General features: G+C 38.0%; 14 protein-coding genes. 4 read left to right on the forward strand and 10 right to left on the reverse strand.

Going from position 1 to position 20,487, the window contains the following annotated elements:
• Positions 1 to 56 precede the first annotated feature (56 nt).
• The 8 genes from E0W68_RS05150 to prmA all read right to left on the reverse strand — a co-directional run bounded on the left by E0W68_RS05150 (position 57) and on the right by prmA (position 13,980).
• Positions 57 to 1,700: a glycoside hydrolase family 16 protein gene (locus E0W68_RS05150; RefSeq protein WP_135218349.1), complete on the reverse strand. Its 1,644-nt coding sequence runs from the start codon at positions 1,698 to 1,700 to the stop codon at positions 57 to 59.
• 5 nt (positions 1,701 to 1,705) lie between these two features.
• Positions 1,706 to 3,262 carry a PKD domain-containing protein gene (locus E0W68_RS05155; protein WP_135218350.1) on the reverse strand — a complete coding sequence of 519 codons (1,557 nt, stop codon included), beginning with the start codon at positions 3,260 to 3,262 and terminating at the stop codon, positions 1,706 to 1,708.
• A gap of 12 nt (positions 3,263 to 3,274) precedes the next feature.
• Complete coding sequence (locus E0W68_RS05160) at positions 3,275 to 4,759, reverse strand: RagB/SusD family nutrient uptake outer membrane protein (protein ID WP_135218351.1); 1,485 nt, start codon at positions 4,757 to 4,759, stop codon at positions 3,275 to 3,277.
• Between the two features lie 10 nt (positions 4,760 to 4,769).
• Positions 4,770 to 7,826, reverse strand: a complete 3,057-nt coding sequence (locus E0W68_RS05165; RefSeq protein WP_135218352.1) for a SusC/RagA family TonB-linked outer membrane protein — start codon at positions 7,824 to 7,826, stop codon at positions 4,770 to 4,772.
• A 243-nt stretch (positions 7,827 to 8,069) separates the two neighbouring features.
• Complete coding sequence (locus E0W68_RS05170) at positions 8,070 to 10,868, reverse strand: ligand-binding sensor domain-containing protein (RefSeq protein ID WP_306786032.1); 2,799 nt, start codon at positions 10,866 to 10,868, stop codon at positions 8,070 to 8,072.
• A 159-nt stretch (positions 10,869 to 11,027) separates the two neighbouring features.
• Positions 11,028 to 12,458 carry a T9SS type A sorting domain-containing protein gene (locus E0W68_RS05175; protein ID WP_135218353.1) on the reverse strand — a complete coding sequence of 477 codons (1,431 nt, stop codon included), beginning with the start codon at positions 12,456 to 12,458 and terminating at the stop codon, positions 11,028 to 11,030.
• 386 nt (positions 12,459 to 12,844) lie between these two features.
• Positions 12,845 to 13,120, reverse strand: a complete 276-nt coding sequence (locus E0W68_RS05180) for an ATP-dependent Clp protease adaptor ClpS (RefSeq protein WP_135218354.1) — start codon at positions 13,118 to 13,120, stop codon at positions 12,845 to 12,847.
• A gap of 26 nt (positions 13,121 to 13,146) precedes the next feature.
• A complete protein-coding gene (gene prmA, locus E0W68_RS05185; RefSeq protein ID WP_135218355.1) occupies positions 13,147 to 13,980 on the reverse strand; it encodes a 50S ribosomal protein L11 methyltransferase in 834 nt (277 codons plus the stop codon).
• Positions 13,981 to 14,054: 74 nt separating this feature from the next.
• On the opposite strand from prmA, the gene E0W68_RS05190 reads away from it, so the two are divergent.
• Positions 14,055 to 15,275, forward strand: coding sequence for a porin (locus E0W68_RS05190; RefSeq protein ID WP_135218356.1), 1,221 nt, complete (start codon positions 14,055 to 14,057; stop codon positions 15,273 to 15,275).
• 63 nt (positions 15,276 to 15,338) lie between these two features.
• The gene (locus E0W68_RS05195; RefSeq protein WP_135218357.1) at positions 15,339 to 16,838 is read left to right on the forward strand and encodes an aminotransferase class V-fold PLP-dependent enzyme; all 1,500 of its coding nucleotides are present in this window, start codon (positions 15,339 to 15,341) and stop codon (positions 16,836 to 16,838) included.
• On the opposite strand, the gene E0W68_RS05200 is transcribed toward E0W68_RS05195, so the two are convergent.
• Complete coding sequence (locus tag E0W68_RS05200) at positions 16,816 to 17,721, reverse strand: lysophospholipid acyltransferase family protein (RefSeq protein ID WP_135218358.1); 906 nt, start codon at positions 17,719 to 17,721, stop codon at positions 16,816 to 16,818. The genes E0W68_RS05195 and E0W68_RS05200 overlap by 23 nt on opposite strands.
• A 107-nt stretch (positions 17,722 to 17,828) precedes the next feature.
• Between E0W68_RS05200 and E0W68_RS05205 the strand changes: the two genes are divergently transcribed.
• Positions 17,829 to 18,479, forward strand: a complete 651-nt coding sequence (locus E0W68_RS05205; protein ID WP_135218359.1) for a rhomboid family intramembrane serine protease — start codon at positions 17,829 to 17,831, stop codon at positions 18,477 to 18,479.
• Positions 18,480 to 18,530: 51 nt separating this feature from the next.
• Positions 18,531 to 19,274, forward strand: a complete 744-nt coding sequence (locus E0W68_RS05210; protein WP_135218360.1) for an SIMPL domain-containing protein — start codon at positions 18,531 to 18,533, stop codon at positions 19,272 to 19,274.
• Between the two features lie 184 nt (positions 19,275 to 19,458).
• On the opposite strand, the gene E0W68_RS05215 is transcribed toward E0W68_RS05210, so the two are convergent.
• Positions 19,459 to 20,310 (reverse strand): phosphatase PAP2 family protein, encoded by an 852-nt coding sequence (locus E0W68_RS05215; protein WP_135218361.1) that lies wholly within the window; start codon positions 20,308 to 20,310, stop codon positions 19,459 to 19,461.
• Positions 20,311 to 20,487 lie beyond the last annotated feature (177 nt).

Here is a 20,487-nt window from a genome sequence, read left to right on the forward strand (position 1 = left end):
TGGTTTAACCAATCTTCTCCTCATTGAAATGTGAATTAGAAAAGATGCGAAATTTATTATTCTTGGTACACTCTTACATAATCAACTTCCATGCTCGATTCTGTAAAGGCAGGGTCTATAGCACCACCAAAGCTACCTCCCATTGCTACATTGAATATGAGGAAGAAATCCCAGTTGTATGGTACTTCGGATGAGTTAGCAAAAGTTTTAAATTCATTACCATCTACATAGAATCGGATGAAATTCGGACTCCAAGTGATAGAATAAATATGGAATTCTTCTGAAACGCCCTCTACAACTACAGAGCTTGTATTTGCATTACCGCCCGAGTTGCCCGGGTAGTGTAATGTACCGTGAATTGTGTTTTGGTCGTTGCCCACATGTTCCATAATATCGGTTTCGCCACAGGCGGGCCAAGTATTGGTTTGATAGTTAGAACCCAGTAGCCATAGTGCGGGCCATGTACCGCCACCTGCAGGCAGTTTTGCGCGTATCTCTACTTTACCATAGGTAAAATCAAAATTGTTATGCGTGTTCATACGTGCAGAAGTATAGTTAAAACCACTAAAACTTTCTGCTTTTGCAGTAATTATAAGGTTTCCGCCTTGCACTACGGCATTTTCCGCACGATAGTATTGTGATTCGTTATTACCCCAGCCATTAGTACCATTACCAATTTCCATATTCCATTTTGTAGGATCCGGCGGACCATCAACATCAAATTCGTCACTCCATACCAGAGTGTCATATACCGGTTCGTCATCAGAATATGGAGGTTGTGTAGTAAATATATGATACCAAGCCAGTGCCGGATCATTACCCATAACAGCTCGTACGGTCATTGTGTTTTCTGTAATTTCCAGTATTTCATAAGTAGTTGCACCAATGTAATAGCCCATAAAACCACCATCTGAAAATGTCATTTGTGTACCTGTAGAAGCATCTTCGGGTACTACCGATTCGGCAGGACCTAATACTACTGTTTTTTCGCCCGAAGTGTCAAAAGGCTGACAAAGGTCAGACGGAGCAGGAGTACCGCCCACACTGTTATAACTTGCATTAAAGAAGGTGCTTCCGCCATTATCAAGTGTATATTTTAAAATTTCACCGTCTTTGGTAAATGTCAATACATCTTCGTAGATACAGCTACTTTCTGCAGATCCTGCTTTTTCAAAAGGTGCTGCGGCATAATAGCTTGGCCATGAATTATTTTCAGAATCATTATTTGGACCCACTCCAAGGTGTCCGGCAGTTGCTGCTGCCCAGTACCACACTTTGCTTGTACCACCTGTAAGCAGCTCCAATGTCTCAGGGTCATTAAAGTTACTTAATACATCTTCTACCGTAAAGGTTAAGCTGCTTGCCACACCACCTTTTCCGTAAGCAATAACTGTAACTTCATAAGAGTTAACCCCGCTGGTAGTAAACCTTTTGGTGTATTCTCCACCGGTTACCGTTGCTGATGATTGGTCGGGGAACATAAATTTATAGCTTATAGCATTATCTGCATGTGCTTTTAAAACTACATTTCCTGAGCCGTCTCCGTTTGGAAATTCAGCCGATTGACCAACTATCTCATAGTTTGCTGTTAAGTTGGTAGGGGCATCCAGATTACCAAATGTTTTGTCGTCGTCTTGACAACTGCTTACCAAAATAAGCAGCATAAGGCATTTTCCTAAAATTGTTAATGTCTTTTTCATAATTTTTAATTTGATAATTGTACATCATCAAAGTAGTATGACTCTCCTGTTCCGGAAACTCCGAAGTTAAAGAACAGTACTATTTGCTGATAGTTATTAGCATTATTTATATCCGAGAAATCAAAAGTGAGTTCTTCCCACTGGTTTGCAACAGTGGTATTTGTTTGTTTTTCAATATCAAGTGCAGTGTCATGAGGATTCATGTTTTCAAACTTCATCAGTACGGGTATGCCTGCTGCGGGCGACCATACTTTTATTTTTACCTGCTGCATGGCAGAAAAATCAATAGGCTCATCCATAGGTATGGCTATACCTGCCCAAGTTTCTGAACCTGCATTTTTAACATACTGTCCTACATTAGCACTTACATTTATTCCTGACGCATTGGGGTTGGCTACTTTGCTGCCGTTGGCACCGCCAAAGTTGTTCCATATAATATCCTGGGTTGCGCTCTCGAAAGTAAGCGGAAGCTCAACAGGATCTGAACCGTTAAATAATTCAATATCATCAAAATAATAAGTGTCTCCGTTACCGTTGTTACCGGCGTTGAAGAATAGTACTACTCTCGAATATTCTGCGGTTGTACCTGCACCTGAAAAGTCGTAAACAATCTCTTCCCACTGGTTGGCTACTGTGGTTACAGCATTAGCTCCATAAAATATGCCCGCATCCTCTGCGTTTTCTACTTTTATTATCATAGGTACTCCTGCTGCGGGCGACCATACTTTTATTTTGATATCGTGCTGATTTTCAGTAAAATCGATAGGTTCATCAAGGGTTAAGAAGCCTCCTGTAAATACGCCTCCTCCCGGAGTCATAGAAGCTACTTTGCTACTGGTATTAACTCCTGATGCATCAGGGTTATCTATTACTGCCGAAGTGTTACCATTAAAATCAGTAATGGTATAGTTAAGACTGGGAACTTCGAATGTAACAGGCAGTGTAAGCGGGTTGGTAATAGTAACTTCTTCAGTATATACGGCAGTTGCCGCACCACCACTATAGGCTGTTACCGTAACTGTATAGGTGCCTATTTCGCTATAGGTATGGTTTACCGTTTGTCCTTCGTTAAACTGCTCGGCTACTTGTCCGGGATCTTCGCCATACGTAACGTCAAAAAACGTTTCATAATCGGCAGTAGCACTTACGTTAATTCTTAACGGATTACCCAAAACGGTCGCTATGGTCACATTAATGTTTTCGGGAGCAATAAAAGTAACGGTAAGCGGTAGTATAACCTCTGTACTGGCTCCTGTAACGCTATATCCTACGATTTTAACGTCATACTGCCCTTCGGCATACGTATGTGTGGTTTTTTGTCCTACATCTACAGCGGCAGGCTCTGCCGTACCATCGCCATAATATACATCAAAGCCAACTACACCTTCGCCATGCGGAGCTATGGTAACCAGCCCTGTATTATCTTGTGTAATGGTAAATAATGCCGATAGGTTTTGTGGGGCTGGAGCATTATTTACAAACGATAAATCGTTTTCATCTTCACTACATCCTGCTAATATGGCAATGAACAGGATGCTGAATATTAATTTTAGTTTTTTCATATCTCTTATTTTTTAATAATTTGGATTTTGTTCCCAGTTTCCGTTAGAGAATTGTATCTCTTCCAGTGGTATAGGGAAAATTTCATTTTTACCTGCAACAAACCCATCGATTTCCTGCGCAGCTCTTTCGGTTCTTACAAGGTCGAAGAAACGGTGTCCTTCGCCAAACAGTTCTCTTCTTCTTTCTTCTAAAATAAAGCTAAGTAATGTTTCGCCGCTTGCTGTAAAATCATGGTCTGTATCGCCAAAAGCTCTTCTTCTCACTTCATTTGCATATTGTCTTGCCTTAACATCGTTACCGGATCTGTTAAAAGCTTCAGCAGCCATAAGTAATACATCGGCATAACGGATAGCTCTGTAATTGTTAGGGTTTGTAAGGTTAAGGTCGCCCGCAGCTTCACTGCTTCTTACTCTGGGTATGTATTTACGGTTAAAGTAACCGGTATCGTTATAACCGGGACCATAACTAACTTCGGTACCTGAATTTTCGGCAATCCACTCTTCCATGTTTAGTATGGCTACATCTTCTCTTAAATCGCCTTCTTCAAAAATCGCCGCTCCTTCGGGGGTTGGAATATTAAAGCTGAAGCCTGAGGTAAATAATGGACCTACATAATTTCGAGGGCCGCTAAATCCTACGGCAACGTTACCTTCTACACATTGAAGACAGTCAAAACTTGCTCCTTGTATGTCGGTATATTGTACTTCAAATACTGATTCCGGTCCGTTTTCGCCTTCAAATTCAAATATTGAGTTGTAATCAGTTACCAGTGAGTAGTTACCGGATGTTATGACTTGTTCTAAAACGGCAGCGGCTTCGCTGTATTTTCCGTCATATAAATATGCTTTTCCAAGCAAAGCCTGTGCAGCGCCTCTGGTAGCTCTTCCTACTTCAGGGGCTTGTACGGCAAGGTCTTCTATAGCTAACAAAAGGTCTTCCTGAATGCTTGCATATACTTCTTCTTTTGTAGCGCGCGGTATAGAGGTTTCATCGCCAAGTGCAAATCTTGCATCGCCTTTAAGCGGGATACCGCCAAACCATTTTACCAGTTCAAAATGATAGTAAGCTCTAAGAAAACGTGCTTCGGCTATAATTTGCTCTTTACCTTCAAAGTCGGTCTTATCTTTAAATTCTAAGATATAGTTTGCTCTGTTTACACCGGAAAACATCCAGTTCCAAATATCTCTGAGGTTTGAATTTACAGGGGTATGAATCATTTGATCTACCTGTTGCCATCCTATAACGTCATTAGCACTCTCTCCGCCTGCAAGTGTGTTATCCGAAGCGATTTCGCCTAAAATAACATTAGGATAGCTGGCATGCAAAAGGTCGTATGCTGCTATAAGCGCATTATAATAATCGTCTTCGGAGTTAAAATAATTTTCTGAAGTTATTTGGTAAACAATATCCCTTTCCACAAAATCATCACTGCACGAAACTGTTGATGCGGTGAATATACTAAGAGCCATAACGGCTGTAATTATCTTTCTTTTCATTTTTTTTCAATTAAAAGTTAACATTTACTCCAAACAAATAGGTTCTCGGTACAGGGTAAAAACCAAAATCTATTCCTGATGACAGTGGTTGCCCACTTGAAGCTCCGGGATCATATCCTTTATATTTGGTAAATGTATATAGGTTATTTACACCCGCATAAAGTCTTAATCTTGAAACACCTGCTTTTTCAGTAAACTCAGGGTTTATTGTATAGCCTAACTGTACGTTTTGTATTCTTAAGTAGGAAGCGTCTTCTACAAAATAGCTTGAGAATACATTATTTGACGTTGCAGATGTTGTTACTCTCGGTACGCTGTTGCTTGTACCTTCACCTGTCCACCTGTCCAGTGTATAATTAAGTCTGTTTACATCGTTTAATGTTCTTTCATAATTTCTTACCATATCATTACCCACAGAGGCAAAAGCATAGCCTACAAAATCGAAACCTTTATAGTTAAGCTGTAGGTTAAAGCCCATAACAGCATCCGGTATAGGGTCGCCTATGTTAGTTCTGTCATCAGGTGTAATAACACCGTCACCGTTAACATCAACAAATCTCAAATCTCCGGGTTGTGCCGGCGCTCCAAGTGCTGTTTGTGAAGGGTGTGCAGCTACTTCTGCCTGATTTTGAAAAATTCCGTCTGTTTGGTATCCATAAAAGTAACCTAATGGTTGTCCAACTTCCATACGGGTAGCTCTGGTACTCAGACCAAAAATTCCACCTTCAACAAAACCGGTACCGTTATTTACTTCGGTAACTTCGTTATGCAGGAAGGTAACATTATATCCTACTTTGTAAGTAAAATCTTCACCAATTTGATCCTTGTAGTTAATACCTACTTCAAAACCTTTATTTTCTACCGATCCTGCATTGGCAGTAGGGTTTCTTCCTCCGGGACCATATGTTCCCAGTATTCCTGATACCGGTATATCGGTTATTAATAAATCTTTCTTTTTATCAATAAAATAATCGGCAACGATATCAATTTTGTTATTAAGCAACTGTATATCCAAACCTACGTCGAATTTTTGGGCTTGCTCCCAAACTAAATCTTCATTTGGCAATCCTCCTATGGCAAAACCGTTAACTAAATTTCCGTTAAGCACGTATGTTGCTTCACCATCCAGTAAACCTACATAGCGGTTATCGCCTATACGGTCGTTACCCAATATTCCGTAACTGGCTCTTAACTTAAGGAAGTTAACTACTGTGTTTTCTTTATAAAAAGCTTCATCAGATATTACCCAACCTCCTGTTACAGAAGGGAAGTAGGCTACACGATTGTTTGGACCAAAACGTGTAGATGTATCTCTTCTCAGCATTCCTGATAACAGGTATCTACCTTTATAGTCATATTGTACTCTGGCAAAGTAAGAAAGCCTTCTTTCGTCATATTTATACGAATCGGCAGTTTTAGCTTCCGAAAACCCTGTGGTAAGCCTTATATCGGCAAATTCCCATGAGTTATTGGGCACATCAAAACCGGTGGCAAATAGTCCTTCTCCAAAGGTTTTGTATATAGTAGTACCTAATGTTCCTGTAAAATTATGAGCTTCATTGAATGATTTCTTATAGTTTATGAATGCATCAAAAGTATAATCATTATCATTTATACTGTTTTGGTTTACAGTGCTTCTCACATTATCAAATACTTTTCCTCCATAAGAAACTTCTTTATTGAAGGTTCTTCCGTTTGAATTTGCAGTATTAAAACCTATTCGCGCCGTAGCGGTTAAGTTGGATGTGAATTCATAGTCTAAACCGAATGTACCGTTAAATTTTCTTAGGTCATAATCGTTAAAAGTGTTATCTATTTGTGCCAGCGGATTGATTATCTCATTACCAAGATTACTTCCCGGTATATTGGCACTACCTGTTGGTAATACCGTAAAATCGCCATTCTCGTCATAAGGGCTGTAAATAGAAGGGGTATTAATTGCATTAAATAACACGGAACCTAATGTATTTTCGTTAAATGACTGTCTGTTAATGTCAGTATAAATTACGTTAGTATTTAGTTTTAGGTTTTTTAGCAAGTCTGCTGTCATACCAATACGAAACGTATTACGGTCAAAATGCGACTTACTGCCTCCTATAATACCATCTTGGTCAAAATTAGAAGCACTGATGCTGTATGTTACTTTATCTCCACCGCCTGTTGCCGTTATATCATGGCTTATCATCGGTACGCCGGTATCAAAAACTTCATCCTGCCAGTCAGTACCCGCACCTAATGCCGAAACGTTAGGGAAGGGCAGTGGCTGTCCGCCGTTAGCATAACTCTCGTTTAAAAGGAGGGCATATTCTGTTGCATTCAGCAATGGTAGTTTTCTGGATGTTTCCTGTAAACCTATGTAGCTGTTATAGCTAAGTTTAAGTTTGGTGTTTTTCTTTCCTTGTTTGGTAGTAACAAGTACTACACCATTAGCTCCGGCAGTACCATATATGGCAGCCTGTGCATCTTTAAGTACTGTAATATTCTCTACATCATTAAAGTTAAGATCGCTAAGCTGACCTATGTAACCATCTATTAATACTAAAGGAGAAGCATCATTATTAGAAGCGATACCCCTTATTCTTATATCGAGCGCTGCACCGGGCGCGCCTGATTGTGTAGTAACATTAACCCCTGTTACGGTACCTTGCAGTGCCTGCTCTATCTTTACAGGTCTTAAATCTTCAATAGTTGCAGCACTAACTACGCCTACCGCACCTGTAACTTCTCTTCTTTTTTGGCTGCCATAACCAATAACAACCACTTCATCAAGTGTTTTAACACTCTCGGTCATGCTTATTGTAATGTTTTCGTCAGATGTAGCAACTTTCTCAGTGCTGTTAAAGCCTATGAAACTAAAGACTAATGTTGATCCAGAAGGGACCGAGAGGGTAAATTTACCATCAATGTCCGTTACTGTGTTTGCAGCAGCGTCTTTAACTGTTACGTTTACTCCGGGCATAGGCAACCCGGTTGCCGCTTCATTTACCGTACCACTTACCTCGACATTCTGCGCGAAGCAAAAAGATGAGATTAGCATAAAGGTAATTAAGAATAGTTTTGACTTCATATAAATTTGGTTTTTGTGATAATATAAAAATATGACACAATATTTTAAACAGTTTAAAAAGAACCTTTACAAAAAATATACAATCCGTAATTTTTATGGGATATTTCAGAAATATAAAGGTCAAAGCACTATTAACAGTGTTTTAAGAGGTTTTATATGTGGCTTAAAATAAATACGAAAACCTTGTAATTAGGTGCTTTGTTGTGGTATTGTATAGGTATATGAAGTGTTTGTTGAGGTTTGCTACAATGACAGAATGTACTCAACAAGGCTTATTTCGTGAGATAACTCCATTTTCTTTCGCAAACGATATCGCTTTATCTCTACACTCCTAACGGATATGTTGAGTAGGGGCGCTATTTCTTTGGAAGATAAATTAAGTCTTAAATAGGCACACAGTCTTAAATCGTTTGGTGTTAGGGCGGGGTGTTTTGCTTTTACCTTCTTAAGGAAGTCTTTATCGGCATTATTAAATGCTTCTTTAAACATATCCCAAGTGTCATCCTCGTTAATATTTTTATTTATGGTGCTTATTACTGACTTGATATTCCTATCGCCGTCAGTAGTTTTTTTCAAATCATCCTTAATCATCGAAAGCAACTCATTTTTCTTGATAAGATTCATGGTAGATACTGCCAACTCGCGATTTTTGTTTTCAAACTCCTGTTGCAACTGTTCGTTTTTAATTTTCATTACTTCCTGTTCATTTTCCAGTTCTTTTATTTCCAGTAGTCTTTCGTTTTCTTCAATAAGTTTTTCTTTTTGCCTGTGGTAGTAGTTTTTATAAGCTTTATTTATAAAATAGGCAGCAATGAGGGCTAATATTAAATATACTATAAGCGCTATAGTGGTAGCATACCAGGGTTTTAAGATTGTAAAACTGTATTGAGCAGTATTGGATATAGAGTTGCCTGTTCTTGCTCTTACTTTAAATGTATAGCTGCCGGGCGTAAGGTTTTTAAAATTAGCAAACGGCTTGGTGCTCCATTCGCTCCATTCTTCCTGGATACCTTCTAAAAGGTACTGAAATTCGGCATTAATGTATTTATTGTATTCCGGAACGGCATACGAAAAGGTAAAGTTGTTTTCCGAATGTTTAAAACTACCTTCGGCATTTATAGGGTTAGATATCCCGCTTTTATTCATAATGTTGCTCGAAACATCTGTAATAGAGACATTGTATTTGTCGAATTTTAGGTCGCTCAGGTTTATGGTATAATAACCGTCGGTAGTACCGATAAGGTATGTGTTTGAAGTTACTTGAGTGATATTTTCATATCCTACCATAGAGTTAGTAAGCGACGATGGAATGGGGATTACACTATGTGTTAAATCGGTATTTAGCTTGCCTGATGAAAAATAATTGATATAATTTTTTGAAAAAAACCAAAGCCTGTTAGTTTTATCGGCAGTTAGCTTACCTGAGGTATATTCATCTTTCAAAAAAATATCAGTAAGTCTTTTATCCTTATTAAACTTTTTGGTAGTTATGTTTAATTTAAAAATTCCATCTTTAGAGGCATAATATATAGCATTGTTATACTTACACAGGCTGGCGTTTTTTCCTTTTACGGGGTAGTCATAAGTAAAAACAGTATTGGCTTTAATATACTCGTTATCAATGTTTATCCTGAAAACACCTTTGTATTCGTGGCTTACATAAATATCGTTATTACTGCTTACTTCGAAATAGCGACTTGAATAATCAAAACCTTTTATCCAGTTCCTAAACTTCCAAGTGTTGTTTGTTTTCTCTATAACCGATATGCCGTGATAGTTGCCTTGCAGTAACAGATTGGGGTTGTTCGGATGATTTTCAAATTTCCATGTTCCCGAAGCGGAAAATATCTGGGTAGCTACACCGTTATTTATAATATAGGTACCGGAATCGTGACAGCAAAACAATGTCCCGTTATAATCATAAAGTGACCAAACCTGACCTTTGGTGCCGGATATGAACTTAAAGCTTTCTATGCCTCCGTAAGTTTTATAAAACAAACCCTGGTTTGTGCCTACATACAGCATATTGTTGTGATGAATAGAGGTATATACTGTGCCCAGAAAACCTGTATCATCTACAAAGCTTCTTACTGCCGACTGCAAATTGATACAGTTGATGCCATTATCCAGACCAACCCACAGGTTTTTATCACGATCTTCATAAAGCGATAATGCTGTATTATTGCTAAGTCCTTTATTTTGAGTTATATGGTATTTTAAATAACCATCTTTACTTAATATGAATATACCGTTTGATACTGAACCGAGTGCAAAACTTCCATCATTCAACATTTTACTGCTGTATATGCTGCTCGATTTCAGTTCGTCGTCCGCCTCTGTAGCCCAGGGTGTTATTTTATCGTCATGATATTCATAAAAACCATGATACTGCGTTTGTAATAACAAATGTTCGCTTCTCGGAAAAATACTTACAATTTTATTTCCCCTAATAATTGGGTCATCACTGATAAGTTTACTTTTCCCATTTTCAATTTCATATAACCCTGTACCAAAGGTTTGGTATAAAATAATATTATTTACAATAAATACCTTATTTATACCCGCATTCGATTTTATTATTTTAAACGACTCATCTTTTGCATTGTATATAAATATTTGGTTGAGCGACTGGAATATAATCCAGTGGTCATATTCTATAATATTCCAAAACTGCTCATCATCCAGTATCTTGTTTTTTATTACTTCGCTTAGCGAAAAGTATTGCAGTTTACCGTTGGGCTGTCGTTCCCAGTAGCCAAATTCCATATAACATCCTGTATAAATACGATTGTCAATACATTTTACAGAACGCATTATGGTTTCGTTTGGGGTAGGATATAACGTCCAGTCATTACCGTTATACTCCATTAACCCTTCATTATTAGCAAAATACATAAACTGATTGCTGTCCTGGCTTATCATCCAGTTTTGATTACCTGCGCTATATGTACTGGTATTGTATTTAATTATGGGAGGTAAATCTTGCGATTGTACATAGAGGGGGAGGATAAAGGATACTATGAGGATGATTTTTTTAAACAAAATCTATAGGATTAGTTAACGATTATTTTACGAATATACCTAAAATGGGAGTAATTATATTTTAGGAAGTCCAAAATTTTTAAACTATCAATAGCATATTATATAAAAAACCGCCTTGTTTTAATCAGGCGGTTTTTCCAACATGAAAATAACAAATACTTATTTTTTTACAAAACGTGTTGTGTTTTCTTTTCCGTCAATAACAATGTTTATGATATACATACCATTAGTAAGCGTTGAAACATCAACAGTAGCAGTTGATTGCGCAGGAGAAGCCTCCATTACTCTTTGTCCTAAAAGGTTATATATTTTTACATTTTCAACCCTACCGTTATCAGTTGCTATGTTTATTACGTCAGTTGCAGGGTTAGGATAAATAACCATTCTGTTTTTTACTACTTCTTTAACGTTTAAAGCTTCTGAGCCTACTACTGCATTGCCAAGTGCAGCTTCCTGATTAGGATTAGCATTTACACCTGTTACCGAGTAACCATATTGGAAGATAGCAGCACCTGCCACAGTACCCGTTTGAGAGGTAAGGCTAAAGTTTTCGCCACCAACTAATGGGGCAGTAAGGTATTGTAGTAACTGATAGTCAGTGCTTAATATTTTAATGAAAGCAATACCGTCATAACCCTCTGCAAGTGTGTTGCTTATAGTACTTCCTGTAAATGTAACAGTTTCGCCTATCAAAGCATTGTTTTCTACATAAGTGTTTCCTTCAAATACTTTTGCACCCGTTTCTCCGTTAGCCCAGTAAGGGTCAGTTCCGTCTCCGTAAGCACTAAAGTTAGGATGTAATATAAGGGTGTTATCATCAGTGTTTACTACCGTTTTAAGGTCGGCAACAGCCCATTCAGAACCACTAACATACGTTGTACCATCAAGCTCAAACCAGTTTGCATAGGCAACCAGAGTAGAGGTCGCATCTACCGTTACATTAGTTCCTTCAGGATCTACCCCCGATGTTTCGGCAGTTACTACTGCATTACCAAGAGCGGCTTCCTGAGTAGGATTGGCATTTACACCGGTTACTGAATAACCGTACTGAAAAATAGCAGCACCGTCTATAGTAGCTGTTTGAGAGGTAAGGCTAAAGTTTTCGCCTGTAACCAGCGGAGTGGAAAGGTATTGCAGTAACTGATAATCGGCACTTAATATTTTAATAAACGCAACGCCTTCATATCCGTCAGCAAGCGTGTTGGTTATCGTGCTTCCTTCAAAAGTTACTGTTTGCCCTAATAAAGAGTTGTCTTCTATATAGGTATTTCCTTCAAATACTTTTGCTCCGTTTTCTCCGTTAGCCCAGTAAGGGTCAGTACCGTTTCCGTAAGCACTAAAGTTAGGATGTAATGTTATGGTGTTTTCGGCTGTGTTTACAACCGTTTTAAGGTCGGCAACACCCCATTCAGAACCATTAACATACGTTGTACCATCAAGCTCAAACCAGTTTGCATAAGCAACCAAAGGAGCATCGGCTGCTACAGATACTGTGGTTTGTGCCTGCACAGTATTAATGGTTAGTAAAGACACTCCCAATATAGCTGATGCCTTAACAAAGTTTCTTTTTAATTGTAATTTTAGATTCATAAAGCTTTTTAATTTAGTTTTTATAAATGTAATCAATCAACGAAAACGTTGTAAATTATCTGCCTATATAGAAACTCTACAAACTCTAAAATTTATAGCAATATAATGTGTTATATACTATATTTTATATGTTTTTTTATAAAATTATCAATTACATTATCTGTAAAAAGATATGCTTAGTATGTTAATGTTGTGGTAATGTATAGGTAATATCAACCCGCCTGATGCTGTGTTGTAGTAGGTATGCATTCTTTTTATTACCATACATCAGTGGTATGGTAGCTGTTTTTTATTATTCCAATTTTAATAGGCGTATTATATCATAGCAGCGATATTGCTATATGCAGGCAAATAAAAAGGTGCTTATTAAGCACCTTTCTTTTTTACTATACTATCTCGGCACTAAGACCGGCTTCCAGCAGTTGCGTACACTGCGGTTTCAAGTCGTCATACGTTCCGGTTTTAACGGTGCATTTACCTTTATAATGCACAATAATCGAACACTGTTCTGCCTGTTCGGCAGTATGGTCGCATACTTTTATTAGCGTATCAATTACATGATCAAAAGTATTAACCTCATCGTTATACAATACAATTTCATTGTTCAGGGAAACGCTTTCTTCAAGCATTACTTCTTCTAAAACTTTTTCTTTTGTACTCATCTTTAATCAATTAAATCTAATAATTGCTAATTTACATATTTTAGGGCAACCCAATTATTACGTTGGTGTTTTTTTATCAACTTTAACCCTTTTTCGGAACATGATGCATCAATAAACGGGATATCCTCTTCATAAAAACCGCTTAAAAAAAGTATCCCGCCGGGATTAAGGCAATCAACATAGCGTTGCATATCGTTAAGCAGTATATTACGATTTATGTTGGCAATAATAACATCGTAGTTTTTATCCTCAAGCAAAGCAGCATCACCTTCATAAACGCTTATGGATGTGCAGTTATTACGCTCGGCGTTTTCTATCGAATTCAGGTAGCACCAGTTATCTATGTCAATAGCATCAATAGGGCTTGCACCTTTCATTTCGGCAAGTATAGCCAGTATTGCCGTACCGCAACCCATATCAAGGGTTTTTTTTCCCTCCATGTCAGTTTCCAGCAAATGCTGTATCATCATAAACGTAGTTTCGTGATGCCCGGTGCCAAAACTCATTTTCGGTTCTATTACAATGTCATACAGAACATCTTTCTTTTCGTGAAACGGCGCACGCACATAACAAGTATTATCTACCTCAATAGGTTCAAAATTCTTTTCCCACTCCTCATTCCAGTTTACCTGTTCAATTTCTTCAAAAGTATATTCAATCTTAAACTCATCCGATTCCAGTATTTGTATATCATCAAGTATGTTCTTGTCCCAAAACTCCTTTTGTATGTAAGCCGAAACCCCCTCATCCGTTTCTATAAAACTTTCAAAAGGCGTTTCTCCAAGTTCTGCAATCAGTATTTCAACTCCGGGTTCTTTAGGAAGTACGGTAAAGTGGTAACCCATGTATATGTTAGACATATTTTTTAATTTTTGCAAAGGTAATATATGCTTTGCAAAAATTAATATTAAGTTTGCGGCAAAGTAAACATAACATGAATAAACTGTTAGTTATTATTTTGTTTTTCTGTTGCTTTTCTGTTAATGCACAGGTAACTATAGAGCGTACAAAATCTGATAACGATCTTAAACTTTCGGCTTTGCCCTATTACAGTTATGGTAAAGGGGTAGGACTAACATCGCCCGATAGCCTTTTTCAGTTCAATATCCGCTTCAGAATGCAAAACAGAATTACTTATATGCAGGAGGAAGAGGAAGAAAGCACAATAGACGGGCAGATACGCAGGCTAAGACTTCGTTTTGACGGTTATGTGGGCGACCCCAGATTTTTGTATGCTATACAACTTTCTTTTGCCCCCGGCGATGTAGGAGAGGTGCGTGAAGGCGAAAATATTAATATAATCAGGGATGCAGTAGTGTTTTATCGTCCAAGCAATCATTGGAATATTGGTTTCGGGCAAACCAAGCTGCCGGGTAACAGGCAAAGAATAAACTCTTCCGGGGCGTTGCAGCTTACTGACAGAACGATTAATAATGCACGATTTACTATAGACAGGGATTTTGGTTTTCAACTGCATAACCTTAATGAATATTACGATAAGTTTTCTTATAATTTTAAGGGAGCTATAAGTATGGGCGAGGGCAGAAACGCTACAGATGAGCCGGATAATGGCTTGGCTTATACCGGTAAAGTTGAGCTTTTTCCACTCGGAGCATTTACTCATGACGGTACTTATTTTGAAGGTGATTTGGTACGTGAACAAAAGCCTAAAATTTTAGTATCGGGGGCATACCAGTTTAATAATAAGGCAAGGCGTACGCAAGGGCAGTTAGGTAACGACCTTTTTGAAAAACGAAATATGCAGTCGATACTGCTCGATGCGATGCTTAAATATAAAGGGTTTTCGTTTCAAACGGCTTACATGCAACGTGTAGCCAACAACCCGGTAACGGTAAACCCTGATGATACCGAAGATATTGAATTTGTTTTTACAGGACATGGGGTTGATTACCAAATGAGTTATATATTCCCCTCTGATATTGAGTTGATAGGGCGATTCTCTACTCAGAAAGTGCATGAAGACATAAGCCTTTATGTACCCGATACCAATCAGTATAGTTTGGGTGTTACGCGCTATATATGGGAACACTCCTTTAAAGCGCAGGCAGAATTTACCTTTGATACGCTGAGCTATGCAAACGGCTCATCAGGTCAAAACTGGTATGTTCGTTTTCAGATAGAAATAGGGATATAAAGTAATAACTATATCGTTATATTTTTCCTAAATTTGCAATGTATGTTTTAATACAACAGATATATGTTAGAGGCAGCAAATACAATCGTTACTACAGAGTTAGAATATTATTTCAGTAAGTTCAGGCAGCATATTATTGGTATAGACCAAGAGTTTGACTCACCGTATGGGAAACAAAAAATTATATATACTGACTGGACTGCCAGCGGAAGGCTATACCGCCCGATAGAAGAAAAAATAATTAACGACTTCGGTCCTTTTGTAGCCAATACCCATACCGAGACAACAGTATCGGGTACTGCCATGACCAATGCCTATCACGAAGCACGCCACATAATAAAGCATCATGTAAATGCCGGTAGTGATGATGTGCTGATTACTGACGGTACAGGCATGACGGGGGTTATCAACAAATTTCAGCGCATACTGGGGCTGAAAGTACCCGAAAACCTGAAAGCACATACCAATATACCCGAAGAAAAAAAGCCTGTGGTTTTTATAACCCACATGGAGCACCACTCTAACCAAACCTCATGGCTTGAAACTATTGCCAAAGTAGTTGTTATACCCGCCTGCCCCGAAGGACTTATTTGTTTAGACAGTTTTGCAGCCTTACTGGAACAGTATAAAGATTATACTTTAAAGATAGCCTCAGTTACCTCGTGTTCCAACGTTACGGGTATTAAAACGCCTTACCATCAAATTGCAAAACTGATGCATCAAAACAACGGTGTATGTTTTGTCGATTTTGCCTGTTCGGCACCCTATGTAAAAATAGATATGCACCCCCAAGATGAAGAGGAAGCACTGGATGCTATTTTCTTTTCTCCGCACAAATTTTTAGGAGGTCCCGGTACATCGGGGGTTATGGTTTTTAATAAAAAGCTGTATAAAAATATGATACCCGACCATCCCGGTGGTGGCACAGTAAGCTGGACAAACCCCTGGGGCGAGCACAAGTATCTTGATAATATTGAGGAGCGTGAAGATGGGGGCACACCCGGTTTTCTTCAGGTTATAAAAACCGCATTAGCTATACGCCTGAAAGAGCAAATGGGGGTAGAGAACATACTGAAACGCGAAAAAGAAATTACCGATTATATTTTTGCCGAACTGGGCAATGTTGATACTATAAATATATTAGCCCCTCAGCATACGGAGCGGCTTGGGGTTATATCTTTCTTCATAGATAATCTGCATTTTAATCTGGGTGTAAAACTGCTTAATGATAAGTTTGGCATACAAACGCGTGGCGGATGCAGTTGTGCCGGTACCTATGGGCATTACCTGCTGCATGTTGATGAAGAAAAATCGAATTATCTTACCAATAAAATAACCGAAGGCGACCTGATACAAAAACCGGGTTGGATACGAATGTCAATACACCCGACAACTACAAGTACTGAGATAGCTTATGTATGCAACAGTATAAAAGAACTTGCAGCAAACCATGAACATTGGGGAGAGGAGTATGAATATAACAGAAATACTAACGAGTTTGTGCATAAAAATGAATCGCCCAACGCTGTAAGTGCAAACATTAAGCAGTGGTTTGAGCTATAGGGGCAGGATCGTTCTTGCGGTGTTTAAAACGTTTGTGTGTCCATAAATAATATTCAGGAGCTTCCAGTATTTGTTTTTCAAGCAAATCAATAAACTCATCCATTATTTCATAATTGGGCACATCTTTAGGGTTTTTGTTAAAGCCAATAAATTTAGCTTTATAATAGCCACGCTTTATTTTGCTCCCTTTTACAAACATAACATTCATATCCAGTTTTTTGGCAAGTATCTCAGCACCTACATGCACAGGCACTTCCATCCCGAAAAAATCAGTCCAATGGATAGCGCTTTTCAGTTTGGGCGATTGGTCACTCAAAAAGCCATAATAGCCTAATACTCGATCACGTTTGTGTCGCAGCATAGCAGGTATGGTGCTTTTGGTATCTATAAGCTCACCTTCAAACCTGCCGCGTATTTTTCGTACCAGTTTATCAAAGTGTTTGTTGCGTATGGTTTTATATATACCAAAGCCTTTATGCGTGGTAAGAGATTTGTTCATAACCAGCAGCCACTCATAACTGGCATAGTGCCCGCATATAAGCGCAATACTCTTTCCCTTTTTCTCAAACTCTTCTACCAGCTCTATATTCTCAAACGTAAACCGTTTTTTCATTTCTTTTTCAGATATGGTCATGGTTTTAACCATTTCTACCAATGTATCGCAAAAGTGACTGTAAAACTTTCGTTCTATTTTTCGGCGTTCGGTAACACTCAGGTGAGGCAGGGTAAGTTCAAGATTTTTTCGCACAGTACCTTTACGGTATCCTGCTATACGATAGATGATTAAGTAGAGTACATCAGATAAAAAATACAGTATCCTGAAAGGAAGTATGGATATTATATAGAATAAAGGATATAAAAGTATATAAGCTATTAACTGCATTTATCTTTTTTGCAAATATAGTTTTTATTATTAATTAATCTTTTGTTATGATTTTTCTTTGCCGGAATAGGCTAACATTAGTTAATTTTACAGAAAAATACTATTTAATGAGTTTAAATACAGATCTTGTTGTATGGCTGCTGATAGGGGTAAATGCCATTGTGAGTTATAAAGGGTTTAATGATATACTTTTTTTTAGAAAATATGAGTTCCATATAGGCAGTATAAAGGCAGGAGAGCAGTACCGCATGATAACAAGTGCTTTTTTGCACGGCGATATGATGCATCTTATTTTCAATATGCTTACGCTTTACTTTTTTGCCCCCATAGTTATATTTCTGTTTGGCGTATTTCCTTTTCTACTTATTTATTTCGGTAGCCTTATAGCGGGCAGCTTATTAACTTTATATTTTCATAAAAACGATTATTCCTATCGCGCTATTGGGGCATCCGGTGCAGTTATAGGCGTTTTGTATTCGGCTATACTATTAAACCCGACTATGAAGCTTTACTTGTTTTTTGCCATACCCATTCCGGCATACATTTTTGGTATAGGCTATTTATTATACTCTATATATGGCATGCGTGCCAAGAATGATAACATAGGGCATACCGCCCATTTTGGAGGTGCTATAGCGGGTTATCTTATTACACTTGCACGCGAACCTGAAATGTTGCAAAACAATACATTAATGGTAGTTTTGCTGGCGATACCTATCGTTATATTGTTTGTTTTAGAACGTTCAGGAAAATTGTAACGTAAAACTGGCATACCTTTTGAAATTCTTACTAAAAACAATAAAACCACTATGAAAAAAATTGTATTAGCCCTACTTGTTTTAACGAGTATCTGTGCGGGGGCGCAAACAGTAACCGAAAAAGCACCAAGCCAAATAAATGTATCCGGTGAAGGGCAGATAATGGCTGTGCCGGATGAGGCTGTAATTACCATTGGGGTAACCAATAACGGTACTGATGCTGCCGAAGTGAAAAAAGCGAATGATATTGTTATAGATAAAGTTATAAAATATCTGAGGAGTATTAAAATGCCTGAAAAAGATTATCAAACCCAAAGGGTATATCTCAACCGTAGTCAAGATTATAAAACAAAGAAGTATTCTTTTACGGCTTCTCAAACAATGACTATTTATTTAAGAGACCTTTCAAAATATGATGCATTGCTGATGGAGCTGACAGATGCAGGTATTAATACTATACAAGGCGTTGAGTTTAAAACATCAAAACAGAAGCAATATGAAAGCGAAGCCCGTATAAAAGCGGTAGCTGATGCTAAAATGAAAGCAGAAGATTATGTGAAAGCAACCGATATGTATCTGGGATATCCGCTATTGATTAGCGATAATACACAAACCAATTATCCGAGACCTGCAATGTATGCTATGGAAATGAAGTCGATGGCGGCAGATGCATCACAGGAAACATTAGCTGTAGGCGAAATAGCCATAACTGCAAATGTTAGTATAACCTATGAGATTAGTTATTTAGATATTAAAAAACAAGTAGATAAATATAGGGATATGCAAAAAGATTAGAAGTGAAAATGCTTATATCTTGATATGTAAAAATCCTGAATGCTATAGCATTCAGGATTTTTTATATTATTTAAAGGGATCAGATCTCTATGTTCTTTCAATTCTATAACTTCTACAGATTTTTAGATTATCACATTCCGTTACACTACGCTCGCAGCCGGCATCATTTTGTTATCTTCTTAAATTAAAAGGTATAAACAGCCCCAATAAGATTACCGCTAAAAGTCAGCGTAAATGAAGTTTGCAGAGGTTTTTTATTATTGTATTTTTCATCATACTTTCGGTCTAAGTAAATATCTATTGCCTCTACCACAAAATAACTGGTAGCCCAGCTTAAAAAAACATCACTCGCCCAGTGGGCATCCGCATAAATTCTCGAAATTCCCGGCACTACACCTATAGCATAAATACCTGCCTTAACCCAAATATTCTCAAACTGTTTGGCAATAACATGGGCATTAGTAAACGTTAGCACACCATGTCCTGAGGGGAAAGACCGATATTTTGCACTCCCTCCGAAAGGGCGAAAATGATTTTTACCCAAATCAGATCCCGGTCGTGCCCTGCCCACAGCAGATTTTGTTAACTGTTGTAAAAATCCCGTTGTAGTTGCCGATGATATTAAAAGCACCCCGGTACGCCTTAGTTTCGGATTCTTAGTAAATAATCCTGTTAAATATACTGCGCCTGTAAAACCATAGTTGTTCTGCGGGCTGCCGGCATACCATCCGTAATCCAGTATAGCCTGTGGCACATCCTCTTTATGGCTCAAAAGCTCTTCGCGAATGTTATCATCCACAAGGTATAAACCATAGGTACCTGCTGCTACACCGCCCAATGTTAAAAAATCGTCCCCCTGCCAGTGCAAAGGTCTGGTGTAGGTATAACCCGCCCCCATAAAAACGTTCCCTATATCATAGGTAAAATCCTGCCACATTGTTTTATCAGAACGGTCGGGAACTGTAAAATTATTTTGGGCAATTGATAAATAGGGTAGAAAAAGGGTAAGGATATAAAATAAAAATAGTCTCTTCATTTTTTTGTAGTGCTAAATAAAATCACAAAGGTAAATGATAAAAACAATATTTGTTATTCCCGTTGTTTATTGTATTAAAAATTTCATATTATAACATCGCTAGTGTAGGAAAGATTTTTTTTTTCAGTTTATGCTAAGGGTTTTTGGCTATTGCCATATATCATATTTTCAACACTC

Source organism: Flavobacterium salilacus subsp. salilacus (genome assembly GCF_004634195.1).
Lineage (GTDB): Bacteria > Bacteroidota > Bacteroidia > Flavobacteriales > Flavobacteriaceae > Flavobacterium > Flavobacterium salilacus.